The sequence below is a fragment of the Azospirillum brasilense genome, assembly GCF_001315015.1.
GTDB lineage: Bacteria > Pseudomonadota > Alphaproteobacteria > Azospirillales > Azospirillaceae > Azospirillum > Azospirillum brasilense.
This window is the reverse complement of sequence record NZ_CP012914.1, coordinates 1,802,904-1,823,430: the sequence shown is the minus strand read 5'-3', so window position 1 is coordinate 1,823,430 and position 20,527 is coordinate 1,802,904. Positions and strand designations below refer to the sequence as shown.

At 68.2% G+C, this 20,527-nt stretch carries 19 protein-coding genes; 10 read left to right on the top strand and 9 right to left on the bottom strand.

The genetic code is table 11. From position 1 onward, the window contains the following. Window positions 1-60 precede the first annotated feature (60 nt). Window positions 61-1,887 carry a translational GTPase TypA gene (gene typA, locus AMK58_RS08430; protein WP_014240708.1) on the bottom strand — a complete coding sequence of 609 codons (1,827 nt, stop codon included), beginning with the start codon at window positions 1,885-1,887 and terminating at the stop codon, window positions 61-63. A 268-nt stretch (window positions 1,888-2,155) separates the two neighbouring features. Here typA and AMK58_RS08425 point away from each other — a divergent pair, with 268 nt between their 5' ends. From AMK58_RS08425 to AMK58_RS08410, 4 genes are all read left to right on the top strand, one after another. After that, window positions 2,156-4,099, top strand: a complete 1,944-nt coding sequence (locus AMK58_RS08425; protein ID WP_236778083.1) for an autotransporter assembly complex protein TamA — start codon at window positions 2,156-2,158, stop codon at window positions 4,097-4,099. A 113-nt stretch (window positions 4,100-4,212) separates the two neighbouring features. Further along, window positions 4,213-8,523, top strand: a complete 4,311-nt coding sequence (locus tag AMK58_RS08420; RefSeq protein ID WP_059399046.1) for a translocation/assembly module TamB domain-containing protein — start codon at window positions 4,213-4,215, stop codon at window positions 8,521-8,523. 126 nt (window positions 8,524-8,649) lie between these two features. Next, window positions 8,650-9,348 carry a rhomboid family intramembrane serine protease gene (locus tag AMK58_RS08415; protein ID WP_051140277.1) on the top strand — a complete coding sequence of 233 codons (699 nt, stop codon included), beginning with the start codon at window positions 8,650-8,652 and terminating at the stop codon, window positions 9,346-9,348. Between the two features lie 62 nt (window positions 9,349-9,410). Then, the gene (locus tag AMK58_RS08410; RefSeq protein WP_035674526.1) at window positions 9,411-10,295 is read left to right on the top strand and encodes an S-methyl-5'-thioadenosine phosphorylase; all 885 of its coding nucleotides are present in this window, start codon (window positions 9,411-9,413) and stop codon (window positions 10,293-10,295) included. Window positions 10,296-10,388: 93 nt separating this feature from the next. On the opposite strand, the gene AMK58_RS08405 is transcribed toward AMK58_RS08410, so the two are convergent. Together AMK58_RS08405 and AMK58_RS08400 are read right to left on the bottom strand one after the other, a co-directional pair. After that, window positions 10,389-10,802 (bottom strand): hypothetical protein, encoded by a 414-nt coding sequence (locus tag AMK58_RS08405; protein ID WP_035674528.1) that lies wholly within the window; start codon window positions 10,800-10,802, stop codon window positions 10,389-10,391. A 110-nt stretch (window positions 10,803-10,912) separates the two neighbouring features. Continuing rightward, on the bottom strand, window positions 10,913-11,833 hold the full coding sequence (locus AMK58_RS08400; RefSeq protein WP_035674531.1) for a pseudouridine-5'-phosphate glycosidase: 921 nt from the start codon (window positions 11,831-11,833) through the stop codon (window positions 10,913-10,915). A gap of 149 nt (window positions 11,834-11,982) precedes the next feature. Here AMK58_RS08400 and AMK58_RS08395 point away from each other — a divergent pair, with 149 nt between their 5' ends. The 3 genes from AMK58_RS08395 (at window position 11,983) to AMK58_RS08385 (ending at window position 15,452) form a co-directional block, all read left to right on the top strand. After that, window positions 11,983-12,969 (top strand): ligase-associated DNA damage response exonuclease, encoded by a 987-nt coding sequence (locus AMK58_RS08395; RefSeq protein WP_119508245.1) that lies wholly within the window; start codon window positions 11,983-11,985, stop codon window positions 12,967-12,969. Beyond that, on the top strand, window positions 12,966-14,543 hold the full coding sequence (locus AMK58_RS08390) for a cisplatin damage response ATP-dependent DNA ligase (RefSeq protein WP_035674537.1): 1,578 nt from the start codon (window positions 12,966-12,968) through the stop codon (window positions 14,541-14,543). The genes AMK58_RS08395 and AMK58_RS08390 overlap by 4 nt, the downstream gene beginning before the upstream one ends. A gap of 135 nt (window positions 14,544-14,678) precedes the next feature. Further along, window positions 14,679-15,452 (top strand): hypothetical protein, encoded by a 774-nt coding sequence (locus AMK58_RS08385; protein WP_035674539.1) that lies wholly within the window; start codon window positions 14,679-14,681, stop codon window positions 15,450-15,452. 15 nt (window positions 15,453-15,467) lie between these two features. Here the strand turns inward: AMK58_RS08385 and AMK58_RS08380 are convergent, their stop codons facing one another. The 5 genes from AMK58_RS08380 to AMK58_RS08360 form a co-directional block, all read right to left on the bottom strand. Then, on the bottom strand, window positions 15,468-15,917 hold the full coding sequence (locus AMK58_RS08380) for a GNAT family N-acetyltransferase (RefSeq protein WP_035674541.1): 450 nt from the start codon (window positions 15,915-15,917) through the stop codon (window positions 15,468-15,470). An 8-nt stretch (window positions 15,918-15,925) separates the two neighbouring features. Then, window positions 15,926-16,390 carry a DUF488 domain-containing protein gene (locus AMK58_RS08375; protein WP_035674543.1) on the bottom strand — a complete coding sequence of 155 codons (465 nt, stop codon included), beginning with the start codon at window positions 16,388-16,390 and terminating at the stop codon, window positions 15,926-15,928. Further along, on the bottom strand, window positions 16,387-16,806 hold the full coding sequence (locus AMK58_RS08370) for a hypothetical protein (RefSeq protein WP_035674546.1): 420 nt from the start codon (window positions 16,804-16,806) through the stop codon (window positions 16,387-16,389). Before AMK58_RS08370 ends, AMK58_RS08375 begins: the two co-directional genes overlap by 4 nt. Before the next feature lie 78 nt (window positions 16,807-16,884). Beyond that, window positions 16,885-17,307 carry a hypothetical protein gene (locus AMK58_RS08365; protein WP_035674549.1) on the bottom strand — a complete coding sequence of 141 codons (423 nt, stop codon included), beginning with the start codon at window positions 17,305-17,307 and terminating at the stop codon, window positions 16,885-16,887. A gap of 111 nt (window positions 17,308-17,418) precedes the next feature. Beyond that, on the bottom strand, window positions 17,419-17,931 hold the full coding sequence (locus tag AMK58_RS08360; RefSeq protein WP_035674551.1) for a YciE/YciF ferroxidase family protein: 513 nt from the start codon (window positions 17,929-17,931) through the stop codon (window positions 17,419-17,421). A gap of 128 nt (window positions 17,932-18,059) precedes the next feature. On the opposite strand from AMK58_RS08360, the gene AMK58_RS08355 reads away from it, so the two are divergent. Next, complete coding sequence (locus AMK58_RS08355) at window positions 18,060-18,302, top strand: DUF6898 family protein (protein WP_014240724.1); 243 nt, start codon at window positions 18,060-18,062, stop codon at window positions 18,300-18,302. A gap of 329 nt (window positions 18,303-18,631) precedes the next feature. Next, entirely contained in the window at window positions 18,632-18,943 is a 312-nt protein-coding gene (locus tag AMK58_RS08350; RefSeq protein WP_236778081.1) for a hypothetical protein, read from the top strand. A gap of 135 nt (window positions 18,944-19,078) precedes the next feature. Here the strand turns inward: AMK58_RS08350 and AMK58_RS08345 are convergent, their stop codons facing one another. After that, window positions 19,079-19,522, bottom strand: a complete 444-nt coding sequence (locus AMK58_RS08345; RefSeq protein ID WP_014240726.1) for a Ros/MucR family transcriptional regulator — start codon at window positions 19,520-19,522, stop codon at window positions 19,079-19,081. Between the two features lie 534 nt (window positions 19,523-20,056). Here AMK58_RS08345 and rpiB point away from each other — a divergent pair. Next, complete coding sequence (gene rpiB, locus AMK58_RS08340; protein WP_035674554.1) at window positions 20,057-20,488, top strand: ribose 5-phosphate isomerase B; 432 nt, start codon at window positions 20,057-20,059, stop codon at window positions 20,486-20,488. Window positions 20,489-20,527: the final 39 nt, after the last annotated feature.

Genomic DNA, 20,527 nt, shown 5'->3' with positions numbered 1-20,527 from the left:
AAACGGGAGGGCCGAAGCCCTCCCGCGATCTCAACGCAGACCTGCCGTAAGGCTTGCGCCTCAGCTGGCTTCGGCGGCGCGGGCGTGACGCTTGCGCTCGTTCGGGTCGAGGTAGCGCTTGCGCAGGCGGATGGACTTCGGCGTCACCTCCACCAGCTCGTCGTCGCCGATGTAGGACAGGGCGCGCTCCAGCGTCATCTGGATCGGCGGGGTCAGGCGGACCGCCTCGTCCTTGCTGGTGGTGCGGATGTTGGTGAGCTGCTTGCCCTTGATGACGTTGACCTCAAGGTCGTTGCCGCGGGTGTGCTCACCGATGATCATGCCCTGATAGACCGGAACGCCCGGATCGATCAGCATCGGGCCGCGATCCTCCAGGTTCCACAGCGCGTAGGCGACCGCGGTGCCGTCGGCGTTGGAGATCAGCACGCCGGTGCGCCGGCCGGCGATCGTGCCCTTGTAGGGCGCGTAGCCGTGGAACAGCCGGTTCATGATGCCGGTGCCGCGGGTGTCGGTCAGGAACTCGCCCTGGTAACCGATCAGGCCGCGCGACGGGGCGTGGAAGACGATGCGGGTCTTGTTGCCGCCCGACGGACGCATCTCGATGAGGTCGGCCTTGCGCTCCGCCATCTTCTGCACGACGGTGCCGGAGAACTCCTCGTCCACGTCGACGACGACTTCCTCGATCGGCTCCAGGCGCTGGCCGTTCAGCGGATCGGTCTTGAACAGCACGCGCGGACGGCTGATGGCCAGCTCGTAGCCCTCGCGGCGCATCGTCTCGATGAGGATGCCGAGCTGCAGTTCGCCGCGGCCCGCCACCTCGAAGGCGTCGCCGCCCTCGGTGTCGCTGACGCGCAGGGCGACGTTGCCTTCAGCTTCGCGCATCAGGCGGTCGCGGATCATGCGGCTGGTGACCTTGTCACCCTCGCGACCGGCCAGCGGGCTGTCGTTGACCGAGAAGGTCATCGCCAGGGTGGGCGGGTCGATCGGCTGGGCGGCCAGCGGCTCGGCGACTTCCGGCGCGCAGATGGTGTCGGCCACGGTGGTGGTGGTCAGGCCGGCCAGGGCAACGATGTCGCCGGCGTGCGCCTCGTCCACCGGAACGCGCTCCAGGCCGCGGAAGGCCAGCACCTTGCTGATGCGGGCGTTCTCGATCAGCTTGCCGTCGCGGCTGAGCGACTTGATGGCCATGTTGACCTTGACGCTGCCGGTCTGGATGCGGCCGGTCAGGATGCGGCCCAGATAGGGGTTCGCCTCCAGCGTGGTCGCCAGCATGGCGAAGGGCAGGTCCTCTTCCACCTTGGGCGGCGGGACGTGGTCGCGGATCAGCTCGAACAGCGGGGTCAGCGTCTCGCGGGCGCCGTTCTCCAGGTCCGTGGTCGCCCAGCCGTTGCGGCCCGAGGCGAACAGGGTCGGGAAGTCGAGCTGCTCGTTCGAGGCGTCGAGCGAGGCGAACAGGTCGAACACCTCGTCGTGCACCTCGTGCGGACGGCCGTCGGGGCGGTCCACCTTGTTGATGACGACGATCGGGCGCAGGCCCAGCTTCAGCGCCTTGCCCAGCACGAACTTGGTCTGCGGCAGCGGCCCTTCGGCGGCGTCGCAGAGCAGGACCACGCCATCCACCATGGAGAGGATGCGCTCGACCTCGCCGCCGAAATCGGCGTGGCCGGGAGTGTCCACGATGTTGATGCGCAGGTCGTTCCACAGGACCGACGTGCACTTGGCCAGGATGGTGATGCCGCGCTCGCGCTCCAGGTCGTTGGAGTCCATGGCGCGTTCGGCGACCTGCTGGTTCTCGCGGAACGAACCGGCCTGCTTGAGGAGCTGATCGACCAGGGTCGTCTTGCCGTGGTCGACGTGCGCGATGATGGCGACGTTACGAAGATTCATGTGTCGGGGACTCTTAAATCCGCTCTGGGGCTTCCGTTGCGCAATGCCGCCCCGACACCGCGGCACGTCGGCCGCGCACAACAAAAAAACCCTCCGAGATCGATCGGGGGGTTCTGCCGGGGAAACTGTTGCGACGCAATATAATGATCCGGCTTCATAACGCAAGCGGCGTGATGGTGGAAACTCGCCCAAAGCGCCTATGCGGAATTTCCTTGCGTCACGGCGACCGAATCATTGGCGTCTGCATCTCGGAATCCCACATGGTCCGATGATGACCCGCCGCGTTTCCGCTTCCCGCCTCGCCGTCATTCTCCTGTCCAGCGCGCTCGTTGCCGTGCCGGGCGACCCGTTGCGCGCGCAGGACCCTGCGCCGGACCCGGTTCAGGAGGCCGCTCCGCCGCCCGCGGCGCAGGACGGTTCCGGGCAGGACGATCCCACGCCCGACGCCCCCGGCCCGCAAATCCCCTATGAGGTGGAGTTCACCGGGCTTGAGGACGACGATCTGCGCACCCTGCTGCGCGACAGCTCCTCGCTGGTCAGCCTGAAGGACGACCCGCCGCCGTCGGTGCTGGGGCTGGAACGGCGCGCCGACAACGACCGGGAGCGCCTGCAGACGGCGCTGCGCTCCGCCGGCTTCTACGACGCCGTGCTCGACATCCGGGTGGACGCGGCCCGGACGCCGGCCAAGGTGACCGTGGCGGTGACGTCCGGTCCGGCCTACCGCTTCAAGACCATCACCATCGCCTCCACCGACGGCGCGCCGCTGCCGGGCGGCGATGTGACGCCGGCCGATATCGGCCTGCCGGTGGGGGAGCGGGCGCGTGCGCCGCAGGTGGTCGACGCCCAATCCGCGCTGCTGCGCCGGATGACCGACCGCGGCCACCCCTTCGCCACCGTCGCGGAGCGGCGGGTGGTGGTGGACCACGACGACCACAGCATGGACGTCACCTACACGGTCGATCCCGGCCCGCTGGTGATGTTCGGCGACACCAAGATCGACGGGCTGGTCAGCGTCGACGAGGGGCTGATCCGCGGGCGCCTGCCCTGGAAGCCGTATGACATCTACAGCCCGGCCAAGGTCGACCGGGCGCGCCAGCAGATCGCCCAGCTCGACGTGTTCGACACGGTGCGGGTGCGGCTGGCCGAGGAGCCGGGGCCGGGCGGCGTCACGCCGGTGGACGTGACCCTGGCCGAGAAGCTGCACCGCTTCATCGGGGCGAGTGCCTTCTACTCGTCGGAGGACGGGGTCGGCGGCTCGGCCTATTGGGGCCACCGCAACCTGTTCGGCGGGGCGGAGCGGCTGCGGCTGGGCGTCGAGGTCGGGCGGATCGGGGGCGACAACGGCGCCGCGCAGGGACCGCGCGGCAGCTTGGACCTGCCGGACATCCGATTGTCCGCCAACTTCCGCAAGCCCGATTTCCTGGCGCCGCGCCAGTCGCTGATCCTGGATTTCCAGGTCGCGTCGGAGCAGCCGCCGGCCTACGACCGCGTCGCCACCATCGGCTCGGCCTCGCTGGAGCGGCAGGTGACCGACCAGCTCAAGGTCTCCTACGGCGTGTCGGGGGAGCGCGGGCGGGTGCGTTCCAACCTGCGGGAGTATCAGACCGGCTTCATCGGCGTGCCGCTGGGCATTGCCTGGGACGGCTCGGACAATCTGCTGAATCCGTCCAGGGGATACCGCGCCTCGCTGCTCGCCACCCCCTGGTTCCCCTACGCCGGGGATACGGACTCGATCTTCACCAGCTTCCAGATCAACGCGTCGGCCTACCGCGATCTGTCCGACGACGGCCGTTACGTCGCGGCGGCGCGCATCGGAGTCGGCAGCACGGTGGGAGCCTCGCTGGACCAGGTTCCGCCGGACCACCGCTTCTATGCGGGCGGCGGCGGGTCGGTGCGCGGCTACGGCTTCCAGAAGGCCGGACCGCGCGACATCTACGGCGACCCGACCGGTGGGCGCTCGCTGTTCGAAGCCGGGCTGGAGTTGCGGGTCAAGGTGACTGAGACCGTCGGCATTGTGCCCTTCGTCGACGCCGGCACCGTCTTCGACAGCGCCTTCCCGGACTTCAAGGAACCGTTGAAGGTCGGTGCAGGCATCGGCGCCCGCTACTACACCGATTTCGGGCCGCTGCGGGCCGATGTCGCCTTCCCGCTGAACGCCGACTCCGGCGACGCGAAGTGGCAGCTCTATCTCAGTCTGGGTCAGGCCTTCTGATTCGTCCTTTCAACCGGTGATGCCGGGTCGGGTCGCATTTTTGCCACTTGGATCGGGATCGCCCATGCTCTTTCCCGTTATACCATTCGGGGAATGCCGCAACGGGGTGCGTGGTGTCGGTTTTGCGTCGTCTGATCGTCCTTCTTCTGGCCATCACTGTCCTCAGCGGGGCGGTCCTGACGGAGGCCGCCCGCGCGGCCGACACCGACGGGGGCGGCTGGGGGCCGGCCAACGCCGTCCGGCGCTGGATCGCCCAGACCATCGAGAAGGCGGTCAACGGTCCGGACCTTCAGGTCAGGATCGGCACCATCGGCGGTGCGGTGCCCGTCAATTTCACGATTTCGGACGTCACCGTCGCCGACCGCGAGGGCGTGTGGCTGCGGCTGGAGGATTTGCGCGTCAACCTCGCCCCGACCGCGTTGCTGACCGGGCGGGCCAAGGCCGACGCCATCGAGGCGCAGCGCGTCGTCGTGGAGCGCGCGCCGTTGCCCGCCGAGGGGGCGGAGCCGCCGCCCGACCAGGGACCGACCTCCCTGCTGCCCAGTCTGCCGGTGGGCGTCGCCGTGGACAAGCTGGCCATCGCCGAGCTGGTCCTGGCGGAGCCGCTGATCGGGCAGGAGGCGCGGCTGAAGATCGACGGGTCGCTGGACCTCGCGTCGGGCGGATCGTCGCTGGAGGCGCACCTGAACGTGGACCGGCTGGGCGAACAGCCGGGCACGGTGGCGCTGGACGTCGCCTTCAACCCCGACGACAAGCGGCTCGACCTGAATCTGAAGGCGTCGGAGCCGGCGGGCGGGCTGATCGCCACCGCGCTGAACATCCCTGGCGCCCCCCCGGTCAACGCGTCGCTGGACGGGCAGGGCTCGCTGGACGACTGGAAGGGCACCTTCACCGCGGCGGCGGAGAACGCCGCCCGGCTGGCCGCCGACGCGACGATCAAGGCGGTGCCGGAAGGGCACGCCGTCTCCATCGCGGCGACCGGCGACGTGGCGTCCCTTCTCGGCCCCGACATCGCGCCGCTGGCCGGGCCGCAGCCGGCGCTCAAGGGCACGGTGGTGGTCGCTCCGGACGGTGCCCTGACCCTGCAGCCGGTGGCCGTCGAGACCGCCGCCGCCATGGCCAACCTTTCCGGACGCGTCGGCGCCGACCGCCGCAGCCTCGACCTGCGCTACGAGGTTCAGGCCGGGCCGGACTCCACCCTGCACGGCTTCGCCCCCGGTATCGCTTGGCGGGAGGGCACCGTGTCGGGCACCGCCCAGGGCACGCTGGACGCGCTGACCGTTGTGGTGGAGGGGCTGATCCACGACCTCGCCGCCGATGACCCCGCCCTGGCCTCGGTCGCCGGGCCGGAGGTGCGGCTGGACGGGCGGGCGCGGATCAACGCCGACACCGGAGCGGTGGGGATCGACGGGGTGACCCTGACCACCGCGGCGGCCAGCGCCGGGGCGCAGGGCAGCGTGACCGGCTGGGGCCAGACCGCCGACGTGACGGTGTCGCTGAACGCCGATGATCTGTCGCGCCTCTCCGCCCTCGCCGGGCAACCGCTGGCCGGGTCGCTGGCCCTGGCCGGGCCGGTGCGCCGGCAGGAGGACGGCACGCTGACGGCCGGTCTCAGCGGCGCGCTGCGCGGTCTGCAGACCGGAACGCCCGCCGACGGCGTGCTCGGCCGCGACGTCAGCCTGGGCGCGCAGGCGATTATGGAGCCGGGCGGCGCCATGCGCCTCACCGACCTGACGGTGGATGGCCGCAACGGGCGGCTGACCGGTGCCGCGGCCCTGGTGGATGGGGCCGTGGACGCCAAGACCCGGCTGGAAATCGCCGACCTCGCCCCGGTGGGCACCGCCGCCGGGACGGAGATGGCCGGCGGCCTGACGCTCGACGCTACGGCGAAAGGCCCGTTGGACGCGCTGGTCGCGGAGGCGGCGCTGCACGCGCGGAACCTCGCCGTGCAGGGGCGTCGCTTCGGCGACACGCGGCTGAACGCCACCGCACAGAATCTGCCGGGCGCGCCGCAGGGTCGCGTGTCGGCCCGCACCGAACTGGCCGGCGCCGGTCTGACGGCGGACGCCGCCTATGCGCTGGAAGGGCAGGCGCTGCGCATCAGCGACCTTGCCGTTGCGAACGGGCCGAACCGGATCACCGGGGCGGTGCGCGTGGCGCTCGACGCCATGACCGCGACCGGCAAGCTCGACGGCAACCTGCCGCAGCTCCAGGCGCTGTCGGAACTGGCTGGCGTGCCGCTCACCGGGGCGGCGGGCTTCACCGTCGCGCTCGACGCGCCGAACGGCAAGCAGGCGGCCAACCTGACCGCCAACGCCACCAATCTGCGCGTCGAGGGCGAGGGCGGACCGCTGTTCGCCGCGCGCCGCCTGACCGCCAACGCCGACGTCGCCGATGCGCTGGGCAATGCCAGCGGCAAAGCGCGCGTGGAGCTTCAGGACGGGGCCGCCGCCGGCAACGACCTGTCGCGGGTGACCGCCAGCGTGGACGGCTCGCTCGCCAAGGCGGCCTTCCGGGCCGAGGCCGCGGGGGTGGGGCAGGACCCACTGGGGCTCGACCTGGCCGGGGAGTTTACCCAAAGCGGCGCGCTGAACCGCATCCGGCTGGATCGGCTCCAGGGCCGCTACAGCGGCGAATCCTTCCGGCTGACCCAGCCCGCCGCCATCGCCCTGGGCGAGCGGCGCTACGAGGTGTCCGGCCTGCGGCTGGTCAGCGGCAACGCCCAGCTCGCCGCCGACCTCGGCCTGAATGGGGAGCGGCTGTCGGGCGAGCTGCGGCTGGACCGCGTGCCGATGGCGCTGGCCCGGCTGGCGAACCCGACCCTTCGGCTGGACGGGACCCTGAACGCCCAGGCGACGCTCGGCGGCACCGTCCGCCGTCCGCAGGCCGACGCCACGGTGCGAGTCGCCAACCTGAAGGCGCAGCAGACCACCCAGGCCGGCGTGCCGGGCCTGAACGCCACCGTCAACGCGCGTTGGAGGGAGGCCCGCCTGTCGGTGGACGGCGACGTCGCCACCAGCAACAACGCGGGCCGGGTGACCCTGACCGCCGCCGCACCGCTGGCGATGAACCCGGACACGCTGGCCTTCTCGGTTCCGGAGCGTGGCCGGCTGGAGGCGGCGCTGCGCGGCGCCATCGACGCCTCGCTCGCCAACGACCTGCTGGCGGCCAGCGGCGACCGGGCGCGCGGCACGCTGCGGCTGGACGTGAGCGTCGACGGCACCGTGGCGGCTCCCCGGCTGGGCGGCACGGTGACCCTGGCCAACGGGCGCTACGAGAACCGGGCGAGCGGCGCCATCATCAGCAACATCGACGCCCGCATCGTCGGCGACGGCGACGTCTTCACCATCCAGAGCTTCCGCGGGCGGACCACCAACGGCGGCGAGATCAGCGCCCGCGGCGTGATCCGCCCGGCCGCCGCGGACCCGCAGCAGCAGCTCGACCTCGCCATCCAGGCCGATCGGGCGCGGCTGGTGCAAAACGACCTTGCGGCGGTCACCATTGGCACCAACCTGACGCTGACCGGCAGCTTCCTGAATCCGCGGCTGGCCGGCCCCGTGCGGATCGAGCGGGCGGAGATCCAGATCCCCAACCAGACTCCGCCCAACGTGGTGGACCTGAAGGTCGTCGAGGTCGGGAAGGGCCGCAAGGCGCAGCCGGTCAGCCTGAAGAACGGTCAGCCGGGCAACGGGGCGCCGGAGCCGGCCTTTGCGATGATCCTCGATCTGACGATCAGCGCGCAGAACCAAATCTTCGTCCGGGGCCGCGGGTTGGAGGCGGAATTCGCCGGACAGCTCGCCGTCACCGGCACCTCCAGCCAGCCGCTGGTCAGCGGGCGGTTGAACATGCTGAAGGGCGAGTTGGACCTTCTTGCCAAAACCTTCGTCTTCAGGCGCGGCATCATCGAGTTCGACGGCGGTCCCGCCATCGACCCGCGGCTGGATTTCCTGGCGGAGGCCACCGCCAACGATGTGACCGCCCAGGTCCTGGTCACCGGCACCGCCGGACAGCCGAAGCTGGAGTTGACCTCTCCGCAGGGCTTGCCGCAGGACGAGGTGCTGTCCGCCGTGCTGTTCGGGAAGTCGGTCGGCAACTTGAACGCGGTGGAGGCGGTCCAACTCGCGCAGTCCGCGGCGACGCTCGCGGGCTTCGGCGGTGGCGGACCCGGCCTGCTCGGCAACCTGCGCCGCGGTCTCGGCGTCGACCGGCTGGAATTCACCGGCGGCGCCGATGGCAAGGGTGGCGCGGTGGAGGCCGGGCGCTACGTCAGCGACCGCGTCTATGTCGGGGTGGAGCAGGGCATCGGCGCGAACCAGAGCCGCGCCACGGTGGAGGTCGACATCACCAAGAACATCAAGGCCCAGGCGGACGTCGGCGCCGATTCCGACACCCGCGTCGGCGTCAAGTGGGAGTGGAATTACTGACCGGCACCAGCTTTGTGCCGTTCCTGACGCTGCTTTCGGGCGCTGGTCATCGGCACAAGAGCCCCCATATCGAGCAAGGGTGAAGGCCGGGCCGCCAAGGCTCCGGTCATCGGCGAAGGGGGAGCGGTGCGCGCTGCCAGAAGGATTCCCTACGTCAACCAGGGCATGGTCATGGCCTGCACGCTGGCATTCGTGCTGGGCCTGCCGCCGGAATCCCTCGCCTTCGTTCCCGCTTATTTCTTCGGAACGGTGGAGACGGCCGGGCCGCTGCCGACCTGGGCGGTGTGGCGCGGCCTGTTCGGCCATGTCCTGATCCACAGCGACATCGTGCATCTGGTCAGCAACATGCTGGCGCTCTGGGCCTTCGGCGGCGCGGTCGAACTGGCGATGGGGAGCCTGCGCTACCTGCTGTTCTTCCTGCTCTGCGCCGCGGCGGGGGCCATGGTGGAGGGCGCGCTGGCCGTCGACCCCATGGCGCCGCTGGTCGGGGCGAGCGGGGCGATCTGCGGGGTGATGGGCGCCTTCCTGCTGCTGCACCCACAGGCCACGCTCGGCGTGACGCCGGGGCCCCGGGTTCCCGCCTCCTTCGTGGTGGGCAGCTTCCTGGCGATCAACGTGGCGATGACGCTGATGCCGCCGGCTCCGGGTTCCAGTCTGGGCGATGTGGCCTGGGCTGCTCATCTTGGGGGGTTCGGCGCGGGGATGGCGCTCGTCGCTCTGTTCCGCCGCCCCGGCGTGGCGCTGTGGAGCGTGGCCCGCCTCAGCACCGCGGCGAAGGCCGCCGTCTATCTGACCCTGGTGGTGGTTCTGCTGCGAACGTTGTGACCGTTGCCTTTGCCGGGCCAGGGCGGAATACTGCGCCCTCCCATTGACGGAGGCATGTGACTATGGCGCAAACCGGGTCCGCGCCGGTGCTCGGCGTGATCGGCGGCAGCGGCGTCTACGACATCGACGGCTTGGAGAACCAGCGCTGGGTGACGGTTGAAACGCCCTTCGGCGACCCGTCGGACGCGCTGCTGACGGGCGAGTTGGATGGGCAGAAGCTGGTCTTCCTGCCGCGCCATGGCCGCGGTCACCGCATTCCGCCGTCCGAGCTGAACTTCCGCGCCAACATCTACGCGCTGAAGGCGCTGGGTGTGAGCGAGATCCTGTCGGTCTCCGCCGTCGGTTCGCTGAAGGAGCATCTGCCGCCGGGCACCTTCGTGGTGATCGACCAGTTCATCGACCGCACCTTCGCCCGCAACAAGAGCTTCTTCGGCACCGGTCTGGTGGCGCATGTGGCGCTGGGCCATCCGGTCTGCGGGCGGCTGGGTGACCTGATCGAGGAGGCGCTGGTGGAACTGAAGGTCCCGCACCAGCGTCGCGGCACCTACATGGTCATGGAAGGCCCGCAATTCTCGACCAAGGCCGAATCCGAGCTGTACCGGAGCTGGGGCTGCGACGTCATCGGCATGACCAACATGCCGGAGGCCAAGCTCGCCCGCGAGGCGGAGATGTGCTACGCGACCGTCGCCATGGTCACCGACTTCGACTGTTGGCATCCCGACCATGACCACGTCACCGTGGACGCCGTCATCCGCGTGGTGGTGGCCAACGCCGGCAAGGCGCGGTCGCTGGTCAAGACGCTGGCGCCGAAGCTGCAGGTGCGCGACGGGCTGTGCGCCCAGGGCTGCCACACCGCGCTCGACCACGCGATCATGACCGCGCCGGACAAGCGCGACCCTGAGATGCTGAAGGCGCTCGACGTCATCCTCGCCCGCGCGCTGGGCTGAAGACGCAAACGCAAAAAGCCGCGGGATCCGGCGTGCGTCCGGGTCCCGCGGCTTTTTCCTTAGATCGCTTGGAAAGGGATCGGGCGGATAGCCTCAGTGACGGGTGCGCGCCGGAGTGACGTAGACGCCGTCCCAATCGACGCCGAACAGGGCGTCGTCGCCGGCCTCCTCCACCAGCTCATCGTAATCGCTGATGTCGATCAGGCCGAAGATCGAGGCGGTGCCTGAGGCGTCCAGGTCGCAGGTGATGACGCGGCCGGCGAACTCGACGGAGGTGAAGAACACCTCCGGCAGTTCCATGCTGTCGAGGTCGGCGGACACCGCGCACTCGATCTCGTGGACGAGGCGGGAGGAGAGAGAGCCCCGCAGTTTCGCCGCCTGGGAAGCCCAGACGATCTTCTTGACCCGCGCAGCCGGGCGGTTGTCGGTTTCGCCGATGCCCTCGTCGGGCTGGGCGGCCATGGCGATCATCCGGGAAACCAGGTTCGACGGGCTGGGCGCACGCATAGAGACCTCCGCTGAAGAACGAGCGCAGATTCACCCGGCGTCGGTTAACGGGGACTTAAATCCGGACGTCACGGATGGCTTACCTCTTATGCGTAACGGCCTATGACCAGTCAGGCGGTCCGCGCTGCGTAAGCCGCCGCCAGCCGCGCCGCAATCACGGCGTTGTTTCGGATCAGCGCCATGTTTGCGGTCAGGCTGCGCCCGCCGGTGATCCGCTCAAGCGCCGCGAGGAGATAAGGCGTGACGGATTTTCCCGTGATTCCATGATGTTCCGCATCCTTTAGTGCCTGGGCGATGGCTTTCTCCATGGCTTCGCCATCGAGTGCGTCGGCCTCCGGGATGGGATTGGCGAGGACCACGCCACCCTCCAGCCCAAGCTGCCATTTGGCCCGCAGGATGGCCGCGACCTCATCGATGTTGTCACAGCGATGAGAGACGGGCAGACCAGAGTTGCGGCTGTAGAAGGCCGGAAATTCCTCGGTGCCCAGCCCCAGGACGGGAACGCCGCGGGTCTCCAGCACCTCCAGCGTCTTCGGCAGGTCGAGAATCGACTTCGCACCCGCACAGACGACGCAGACGCTGGTGCGGGCCAGCTCGTCGAGGTCCGCCGACACGTCGAAACTGGTTTCGGCACCGCGGTGCACACCGCCCAAACCGCCGGTGGCGAAGACGGCGATTCCGGCCAGCCTCGCGGCGATCATGGTGGCGGCCACGGTGGTGGCGCCCAGCGCTCCGGTCGCCAGAGCGACGGGCAGGTCGCGGCGGCTCAGCTTCATGACACCGGTGCCGCCCTTGGCGAGCCGCTCCAGAGCCACACTGTCCAGCCCGACGCGGATGCGCCCGTCGAGAACGGCGATTGTCGCGGGAACCGCCCCCTCGGCCCGTACCGCGTCCTCCAGCGCCGTCGCCGTTTCCAGATTCTTCGGGTAGGGCATACCGTGAGAGATGACGGTGGATTCCAGCGCCACCACGGGCCGGCCCTCGGCCAGGGCTTCGGCGACCTCGGGCGTTGGTGACAGGCGGTCGTGCATGGTCGGAGTCTCCCTCATTCTCCCGCATCCTGCGCCGTGGTTCGCGCCGGCGCAACCGGAGGAATCGGAATTTTGTCCTTTCGCGAGGACGGCCTATATTGCAGGACATGCCTGCACAAAGCCCCGCCCGCCCCCCCGCCGAACGCTGGATGAAGGTCTGCCCCGAGGGACTCTATGTGGAGCCCGGCGGCTTCTACGTGGACCCGCTGCGTCCGGTGGACCGCGCCGTGGTGACCCACGGCCATTCCGACCACGCCCGGCCCGGCCACGCCCATGTGCTCGCCACCGCCGGGACGCTCGCCATCATGCGGCAAAGGCTGGGCGAGGGGGCGGGGGCGGCGACGCAGACGCTCGACTATGGCGAGGCGATCCGCATCGGCGACGTGACGGTGCGTCTGGTGCCCGCCGGCCATGTGCTGGGCAGCGCGCAGGTGGTGCTGGAGCATGCGGGCACGCGGGTGGTGGTGTCCGGCGATTACAAGCGGCGCTTCGACCGCACTTGCGCCCCATTCGAGCCGGTGCCCTGCGACGTCTTCATCACCGAGGCGACCTTCGGCCTGCCGGTCTTCCGCCATCCGCCGGACCTGGGGGAGATCGACAAGCTGCTGCACTCGTTGTCGATCTTTCCGGAGCGCAGCCATGTCGTCGGGGCCTACGCGCTGGGCAAATGCCAGCGGGTGATCTCCCTGCTGCGCGCCGCGGGCTACGACCGGCCGATCTATCTGCACGGCGCGCTGGAGCCGATCTGCAAACTCTATGAGGGCTTCGGCGTGCCTCTGGGCGAGCTTCGCCCGGCCACCGTTGCGGCCAAGGAGGAGCTGAAGGGCGCCCTGGTGCTGGCCCCGCCCGGCGCGGTGGCCGACCGCTGGGCACGCCGGCTGACCGACCCGGTGGTGGCGATGGCCTCCGGCTGGATGCGTGTCCGCCAGCGGGCGCGCCAGCGCGGCGTGGAACTGCCCCTGGTCATTTCCGACCACGCCGATTGGGACGAGCTGGTCCAGACGCTCGACGAGGTCGCCGCGCCCGAGGTCTGGGTGACCCATGGCCGGGAGGAGGCGCTGGTCCACCACGCCACCCAGCGCGGCATCCGCGCCCGCGCCCTGGCCCTGGTCGGCTTCGAGGAGGAGGGGGCGTGAGGAACTTCTCCGCGCTGATCGACGGGCTGGTCTTCATGCCAGCGCGCAACGGCAAGATCCGCCTGCTGGCCGACTTCTTCGCCACCACGCCGGACCCCGACCGCGGCTGGGCGCTGGCGGCCCTGACGGAATCGCTGGTCTTCCACGAGGCCAAGCCGGCGGCCATCCGGCAACTGGTCGCCACCCGCGTCGACCCCGAACTGTTCGCCCTGTCCTACGACTATGTCGGCGACCTCGCCGAGACGGTGGCGCTGATCTGGCCGGAGCGCCCGGAGCGGGCGAACAGCCTGCCGCCTTCCATGACCGAGGTGGTGGAGACTCTGCGCGCGGCCAAGCGTGGGCAGGTGATGGGGCTGGTGGAGGGCTGGCTCGACACGCTGGATTCCTCGGGCCGCTTCGCGCTGCTCAAGCTCATCACCGGCAGCCTGCGGGTGGGCGTGTCGGCTCGGCTGGCCAAGACGGCATTGGCGGAGTGGGGGAAGGTCGATCTCGGCGACCTTGAGGAGTGCTGGCATGGGCTGACCCCGCCCTACGCCGACCTGTTCGCCTGGCTGGAGGGGAAGTCCGACCGGCCGGCGGCGGGGAAGGGGGCGGGTTTCCGCCCGCTGATGCTTTCCCACCCGCTGGAGGAGGAGGACATGGCCGGGCTCGACCCGGCCGACTACGCCGCGGAATGGAAATGGGACGGCATCCGCGTGCAGTTGGCGGCCCGCGGCGGCGAGCGGCGCGTCTACAGCCGCACCGGCGACGACGTGTCCGGGGCCTTTCCCGACATCGCCGACCACATGACCTTCGATGCCGTGCTGGACGGCGAGTTGCTGGTTGCCCGCGACGAGGGCGCCATCGCGCCCTTCAACGACCTTCAGCAACGGCTGAACCGCAAGACGGTCACTGCCGCGATGCTCAAGGAGTTTCCCGCCTGGGTGCGGCTCTACGACATTCTGTTCGACGGCGAGGAGGACCTGCGCGGCCTGCCCTTCACCGAGCGACGCGCCCGGCTGGAGCGCTGGCACGACGCGGTGCGGCCACGGCGGATGGACCTGTCGCCGCTGGTGCCCTTCGAGGGTTGGGAGGCGCTGAAGGGCCTGCGCGAGGGCAGCCGGGAGAACAGCATCGAAGGGCTGATGCTGAAGCGCAAGGACAGCGTCTACGTCGCCGGGCGTCCCAAGGGCCCCTGGTTCAAGTGGAAGCGCGGGGCGCTGACCCTCGACACCGTGCTGATGTACGCCCAGCGCGGGCACGGCAAGCGGTCCAGCTATTACTCGGACTTCACCTTCGGCGTCTGGCGTGGCGGGGAGCTGGTGCCGGTCGGCAAGGCCTATTTCGGCTTCACCGACGCGGAGTTGGTCGAACTCGACCGCTGGGTGCGCAACCGCACGACCCGCCGCTACGGCCCGGTGCGCGAGGTCGAGCCGGGCTTGGTGCTGGAGGTTGCCTTCGACAGCGTGCACCCGTCGAACCGCCACAAGAGCGGGCTGGCGATGCGTTTCCCGCGCGTCCACCGCATCCGCTGGGACAAGCCAGCGGCGGAGGCCGACCGGCTGGAGACGCTCCAGGCCATGGTCGTCGGCTAGGTTGGGCGGGTAAACCACACCGCTTCTTCCATTTTGAACCGGGTCGACGTTGACGCTGGTGGGGCAGCGCTTAGTCTTCTGCAACCGTTCGCTGCGGTCGAGCGGGTTGTAAGACATCAAGCCGGAGACCTGACCATGCCGTTCGCCGCCGCTCCCGAATTCAAGAAGCACAAGGCGAAGTGCGAAGCCGAGGCGAAGAAGATCCCCAATTCGGGCGATGCCCTGGCGGTGGTGAAGAAGTCCGGTGATGTGGAGAAGGCCGCCGCGGCCTGGGACAAGGCCTACAAGGCGGGGGACGCCAAGGCGCTGCGTGCGGCACTGGCAGATCTGCTCCAGGCGACAAAAATTTTTCGGGCGAAGCTCAGCGCCGTCATCGTCAAGGCGCAGAAGGCGAAGAACGAGGGCGCCGTCGAGGTGGCGGCCGACATGCTGGGTGGCGCCATGAACGTCGAGCAGATGGCCCAGTTGGAAAGCCTGACCGCTCTGAAGAAGCTGGAGAAGGCTGGCAGCGGCAAGGAGATGCCCGCCACCACCTTCTTCGCCGACTGGACCGCCGCCAAGAAGATGTTCGAGGCGCTGACCGGCAAGAAGAAGCCCGCCGAGGGTTTCCTGCTCGCCTTCCGGGCGTCGAGCGGCCTGGAAAAGGCGACGAAGGCGCTGGACGCCGCCACCCGTGCCAACGATGTCGATGCCCTGCAAAAGGCCATCAAGGGATTCGAGAAGACCGGCAGCGAGTATTTCGCGACCGTGAAGAAGAAGGCCAAGGTCTCCGTCGCCGCCGACGACACCGACATCCCGGACGAGTCGGAGGAGGCCTTCAACTACGATCAGGCGCTGGCGATCCTGCTCAAGAACCTGAACGTCATCCGCAAGGAAGCCGGCGACATCCTGGCCGAGGCCAGGAAATAAACTGGATTGTCCGCCCTAGCGGCTCAGCCGCATGTCGATGTGGTCGATGCCGACATCGTCGTAAATCTCACTGACGCGCCGGAATCCGAAACCGCCGTAAAAGCTCTCCAAGTAAAGCTGCGCGCTGATCTGCACGTCGTGCTCCGGCCATTCCTGGGTCAGCCGCTCCAGGCATTCCGCGACCAGCCGGCGGCCCAGCGCCTTGCCGCGCCACGCCGGAGCGACCGCCAACCGCCCGAAGGAGGTGGCGCCGGTCTCAACGTCAGGGCCGAAAATGCGGGCGTAGCCGACGGGTGTCGGTGCGTCGCCGTCATACAGCGCCAGATGCTGCGCCACCGGGTCGCGTCCATCCAAGTCGGGAAAGGGCGAGGCCTGCTCCACCACCAGCACGCTCTGGCGGAGGTGGAGCATGTCGTGGAAGGTGCCGGCGGACAGGTCGGCGAAGCGGTACCAGCGGGAATGCATGTCGGGCCTTAAAAGGAAGGTTCGGCGGGAGACAGATGCTCCACCGTGAAGCCGAAACGGCTGTGAAGCAGTTCGCCGACGCGGAGCCGGTGGCAGAGGTGCGGCGACGCCTCGAAACAGAGCAGACACGCCGGCTTTTCCTGCGCCAGCGCGGCGGCGCGGTTCAGGTCGTGCTCGGCTTCCGGCGTCTGCATCTTCGCGTCGACGATCGACCAGAAGCGGTCCAGCTCGCCTTGATGGGCAGCGACACGGCCCTCCTTGGGCGTGCCCAGCCCCTTCAAATGGACGTAGCCGATCCCAGCCTCCTCCAACCCCGCCGACAGCGGCCGTTTCGAGAAGCCGGCGCGGCGGGACAGGGGCAGTTCGCGCACGTCCAGCAGAACTCCCACGCCTCGCGCTTTCAACGCGCGCAGTACGGAGTCGAAGGAGGCGCCTTCGTAACCAATGGTGTAGAGCGGCGGGCGGTCGCTCATGACGGGGAGGGGAGGGCGTTGCGGATCATGTATTCGCCGATGTCCTTCGGCTTCACCTTGACGTCGATCAGCGGCTCGTCGGCGGACATGGCCTTGGCAACGAGAAGGCTGTTCTGCACGTTGGTCAAGGTGATGCGGAAGACGCCCGAGGCACCCTTCAGCTTCGGATAATAGGTCGGATCGATGACCTTTTCCTTGCGCATCAGCCGCTCGATCACCGCCTCCTCGTCAAGGTCCGGCACCTCCTGGCTGTGGATCAGGCGCCAGTCGGATTCGCCGGCCCAGCCCGCGTCGATCGCGGCCTTGGCCTCGTCATTGTCGGCGGCCACGCCCAGCTTGAAGATGTGCTTTCCCTGTCCGACGTCGGACGCCCACTTCGTCAGCGCGGCACTGCGCGCCACATACACCACGGCCATTCTCGCGTTTCCTTACCGGTCAGGCGGCCATGCTGCCGCGAAGTGGCCGATGAGGCAACCGCCGGAAGGGGGGATGTGTCAGGGAAAGGAGGATTGGCGGGACAAAGGGGTGATGAGGATGCGGCTGACGACGTCCTTGCCGAACAGCTTGACGCTCTCCTCGTCGATCTTGCGGCGCAGAGCGGGCATGTTGGCGATGTTGCCGCGGACGATCCATCCCTCCTCGATGCCCAGATAGACCGCACGGAGCGTGGCGTCGTGCAGCCGCGGGATGGCGACCTGGACTTCACCCAGGCGGGTAGCGTTCGCCACCTCCAACATCACCTCGATCTGCGTGTAGCGCTCCACCTGCCCGCGGGTGACGATGGGGACCATCACCGGCTTGATGCGGACGGAGGGCGGCAGGGCCGCCGGCCCCTCCGCCGCCTGAACCACCGTGGACAAACCGGCGATGGTGGCGGCGATAAGAAGGGAACCGAGGATGGACGCGACCCTGCGCATGGGGGCACCGGAGAAATCGATTGGATGAGCCCGATAGTAGGGGCTCGCCCGCCCGCCTTCAATGGCGCCCGCTGTAACAAGAGATTCGGCTTATGACCCGGCGCGCCGTCGTCAGGCCGCCTTTTTCCCGCTGGCCTGGATCGCTTTTTTGTTCACGTCGTTGATTGCCAGCATGTTCAGCTTCTTGTCGGTTTCCTTCTCTTCGTTCAGAGTCTGCTCCAACAGCTCCGCCACCTTGGTGAGGCCGCAGGCGGTGGCGTAGGCGTGGACGGTCCCGTAGCTGGCGATCTCGTAATGCTCCACCTTCTGGGCGGCGGCAATCAGGGCAGCGTCCTGCACTTCGGGGGCGAGACCCATTTCCATGATCTCGCGCGCTTCGCTGATCAGCCCCTCCATCGCGTCGCAATGCTTGCCGCGGGTGCGGGTGTCCAACTCGTCGAACACCTGCTCCAGCCGTTCGATCTGGCCGCGGGTTTCTTCCAGATGGGATTCGAAGGCCGTGCGGAGCTGTTCGGAGTGTGCCGCCTTGGCCAGCTTCGGCAGAGCCTTGGTGAGCTGCCTTTCGGCGTGGTAGATGTCGCGGAGTTCTTCGATCAGCAGATCCTGCATGGTCTTGGCAGCCATGGTGCCGGTACTCCCTTGCTGTGTGCGTCGTCCGCCAACAACAGGACGTGGCAGACGGGGTTCCGGAGCGGTTGCGCTGTGCTAAGGTGGTAACGGGACCGGTGAAGGCCGGTGATGGAGAAGAAGTGATGGTGGGCAATCGGGCGCCTGGAAAAGGCCAGACGGCTGGAAACGGCGCGGGAAACGGCGTCGGCGAGGTGCTGTTCGAGTTCCAGCGGGTCGGCAGCTATCTGAAGGTCATGGCCATTGATCCCGTCACCGCGACGGAGGTCTCGGTCGTCGGGCCGGCCACCGGCAGCCTGGAGCTTTTGAAACGGACCGCGATCAGCAAGCTCCAGTTCGTCATGAAGCGCGACGCGGCCAAACGCTGACCGAATTGCGCGGGTACAAACGCCAAGAAGCGCGCCCACCCGGCGGGGCGGGGGGGCGCGGCTAGTCTTGGCTTCTGCTGATGGTGAGCACTGACATCCCGGTGCCGGACCTGCGGAACCGGTCCGGAGGGTGAACTGCTCGGCTCCGACTCTAGACCTATGCCACGCCGTGGGCACTGGTGCATCGGATGTAACGCCTGTAGAAACCGTTCCACGAACGAACGGACCGCCGCGCTTTCCGGACAATGCTGTCCAGGCGCGGCAGTCCTGACCGAATGCGGAGGGAGACGATCGCAATGCGTTGCGTGACGGTCTTGCGGAGATTGCCCGTGCTGTTGAGAGAGACCCTGAAGCCGGCGGCCACGCTGCTGGTGCTGGCCGTGGCGCTGCAAAGCCCGGCGGCGCGGTCGGAAACCACCATCATCTGCACGAAGCCCGGCGTTCCGCTCTGCATGAGCGACACCACCACCTTTGTCAGCGCGGACAAGATGGCCACCTGCCAGTTCGAGGTGAAGGAGTATGTGGACAAGACCATGGACTATCTGCGCTGCCTGAACGAGGAGAACACCAGCACAGGGCAGGAGTTGACCCGTAATGTTGAACGCTTCAACTGCCGCCTGTCCGGCCGTAACTGTGGGTGAGGAGCGGCGCGGGCGGGCTCGGTAAGGTCCAACCGCCTCACGGTCCGGATCAACGAAAGACATGACGCTGAAACGACACAGGGCCGGCCTCCCATCGGGGAGGCCGGCCCTGTTCGTTCAGGACGGTGCTGGCGCTCAGCCGGCCTTGCGGCGTGTCTGGCGGCCGGAACTGCGGCCGAGGCCGATGCGCTTGGCGAACTCGGAACGCTGCGCCGCGTAGTTCGGCGCAACCATCGGATAATCCGGCGGCAGGCTCCAGCGCGCCCGGTATTCGTCCGGCGACATATTGTAGGTGGAGCGCAGATGGCGCTTCAGCATCTTCAGCTTTTTGCCGTCTTCCAGACACACGATGTATTCGGGCGTCACCGACTTGCGGATCGGCACGGCGGGCTTCAGCGGCTCCGAAGGAATTTCTCGGGGCTGCGTGTTCAGCCCGGTCAGCGACGAGTAGACCGTGTTGATCACCTCGGGAATCTGCTGCGCCGGCAGAACGTTCTTGCTGACATATGCGGAGACGATGTCCGCGGTCATCCGCAGAAGCTCGTTATCGGGCACATCGGCGCGAAGCTGGTCACTCATTGCCATTAGTCCTGATTTTTCATTTTGTCCCTAGCAACCAAGTTGCACAGCGTGATTTGGGTGTCAATATAATTTCGAGAGGAGCGAATTAAGTTATTTGCAAACTGCATGAAGTTACAAGGCGTGGCAAATCAGATGTCGCAGGAAATGGCCGGGCTGCGGCTGCACTGCCCCACGTTTAGGCATCGTCTAGTGCGGGGAAGCTAGGCAAGACCATGAGAATCGGGCACCGCAACTGACCGATTCGTGGTGCGAGACCGAATCGGTCGACCTGCTTACTGGCCGCTAATGTCAACGGTGGCGGGAAATAGAGAAACATTTGTTCTCGGCATGCATTGTGGATCGGCTCCCCTTCGCCGTGCCGACGCCCGGCATCCCCCCTTTGCGGTTCTGTGTCCGGTGCAAAGCCCCTGTGCGTTGTGTCCTTCTGGCGGTTCGGGGCGATATCTGGTAGCTTGCGCGCCATGCCGCCGTCCCCGCCGGGTGTTTCCCCGGGCCGGCGCCATTCGTATTCGTGCACGGAGTTTTTCTTTCATGACCACCATCGCGATCGCGTCCGATCACGCGGGGTACGAGATGAAGGCCCAGATCGCCTCCTGGCTGGCCGACGCCGGCTACGAGGTGCTGGACCTCGGCTGCAACGGTCCGGAATCGGTGGACTATCCGGATTTCGCCACGGCGCTGGCCGCTGCCATCAACGACAAGCGCGCGGCGCGCGGCGTCTTGATCTGCGGCAGCGGCATCGGTATCAGCATCGCGGCGAACCGTCACCCGGGCATCCGTGCGGCCCTGGTGCATGACGTGACGACCGCCCGCCTCGCGCGCCAGCACAACGACGCGAACGTGGTGGCTCTGGGCGCCCGCATCATCGGCGCGGAGATCGCGAAGGATTGCGTGGACGCCTTTTTGAAGACCGATTTCGAAGGCGGTGAACGGCACAGCCGGCGAATCGCCAAGATGGGATGAGATGGCCCTTCACCCGGCCCGTGACTGCTTTCTGAACCA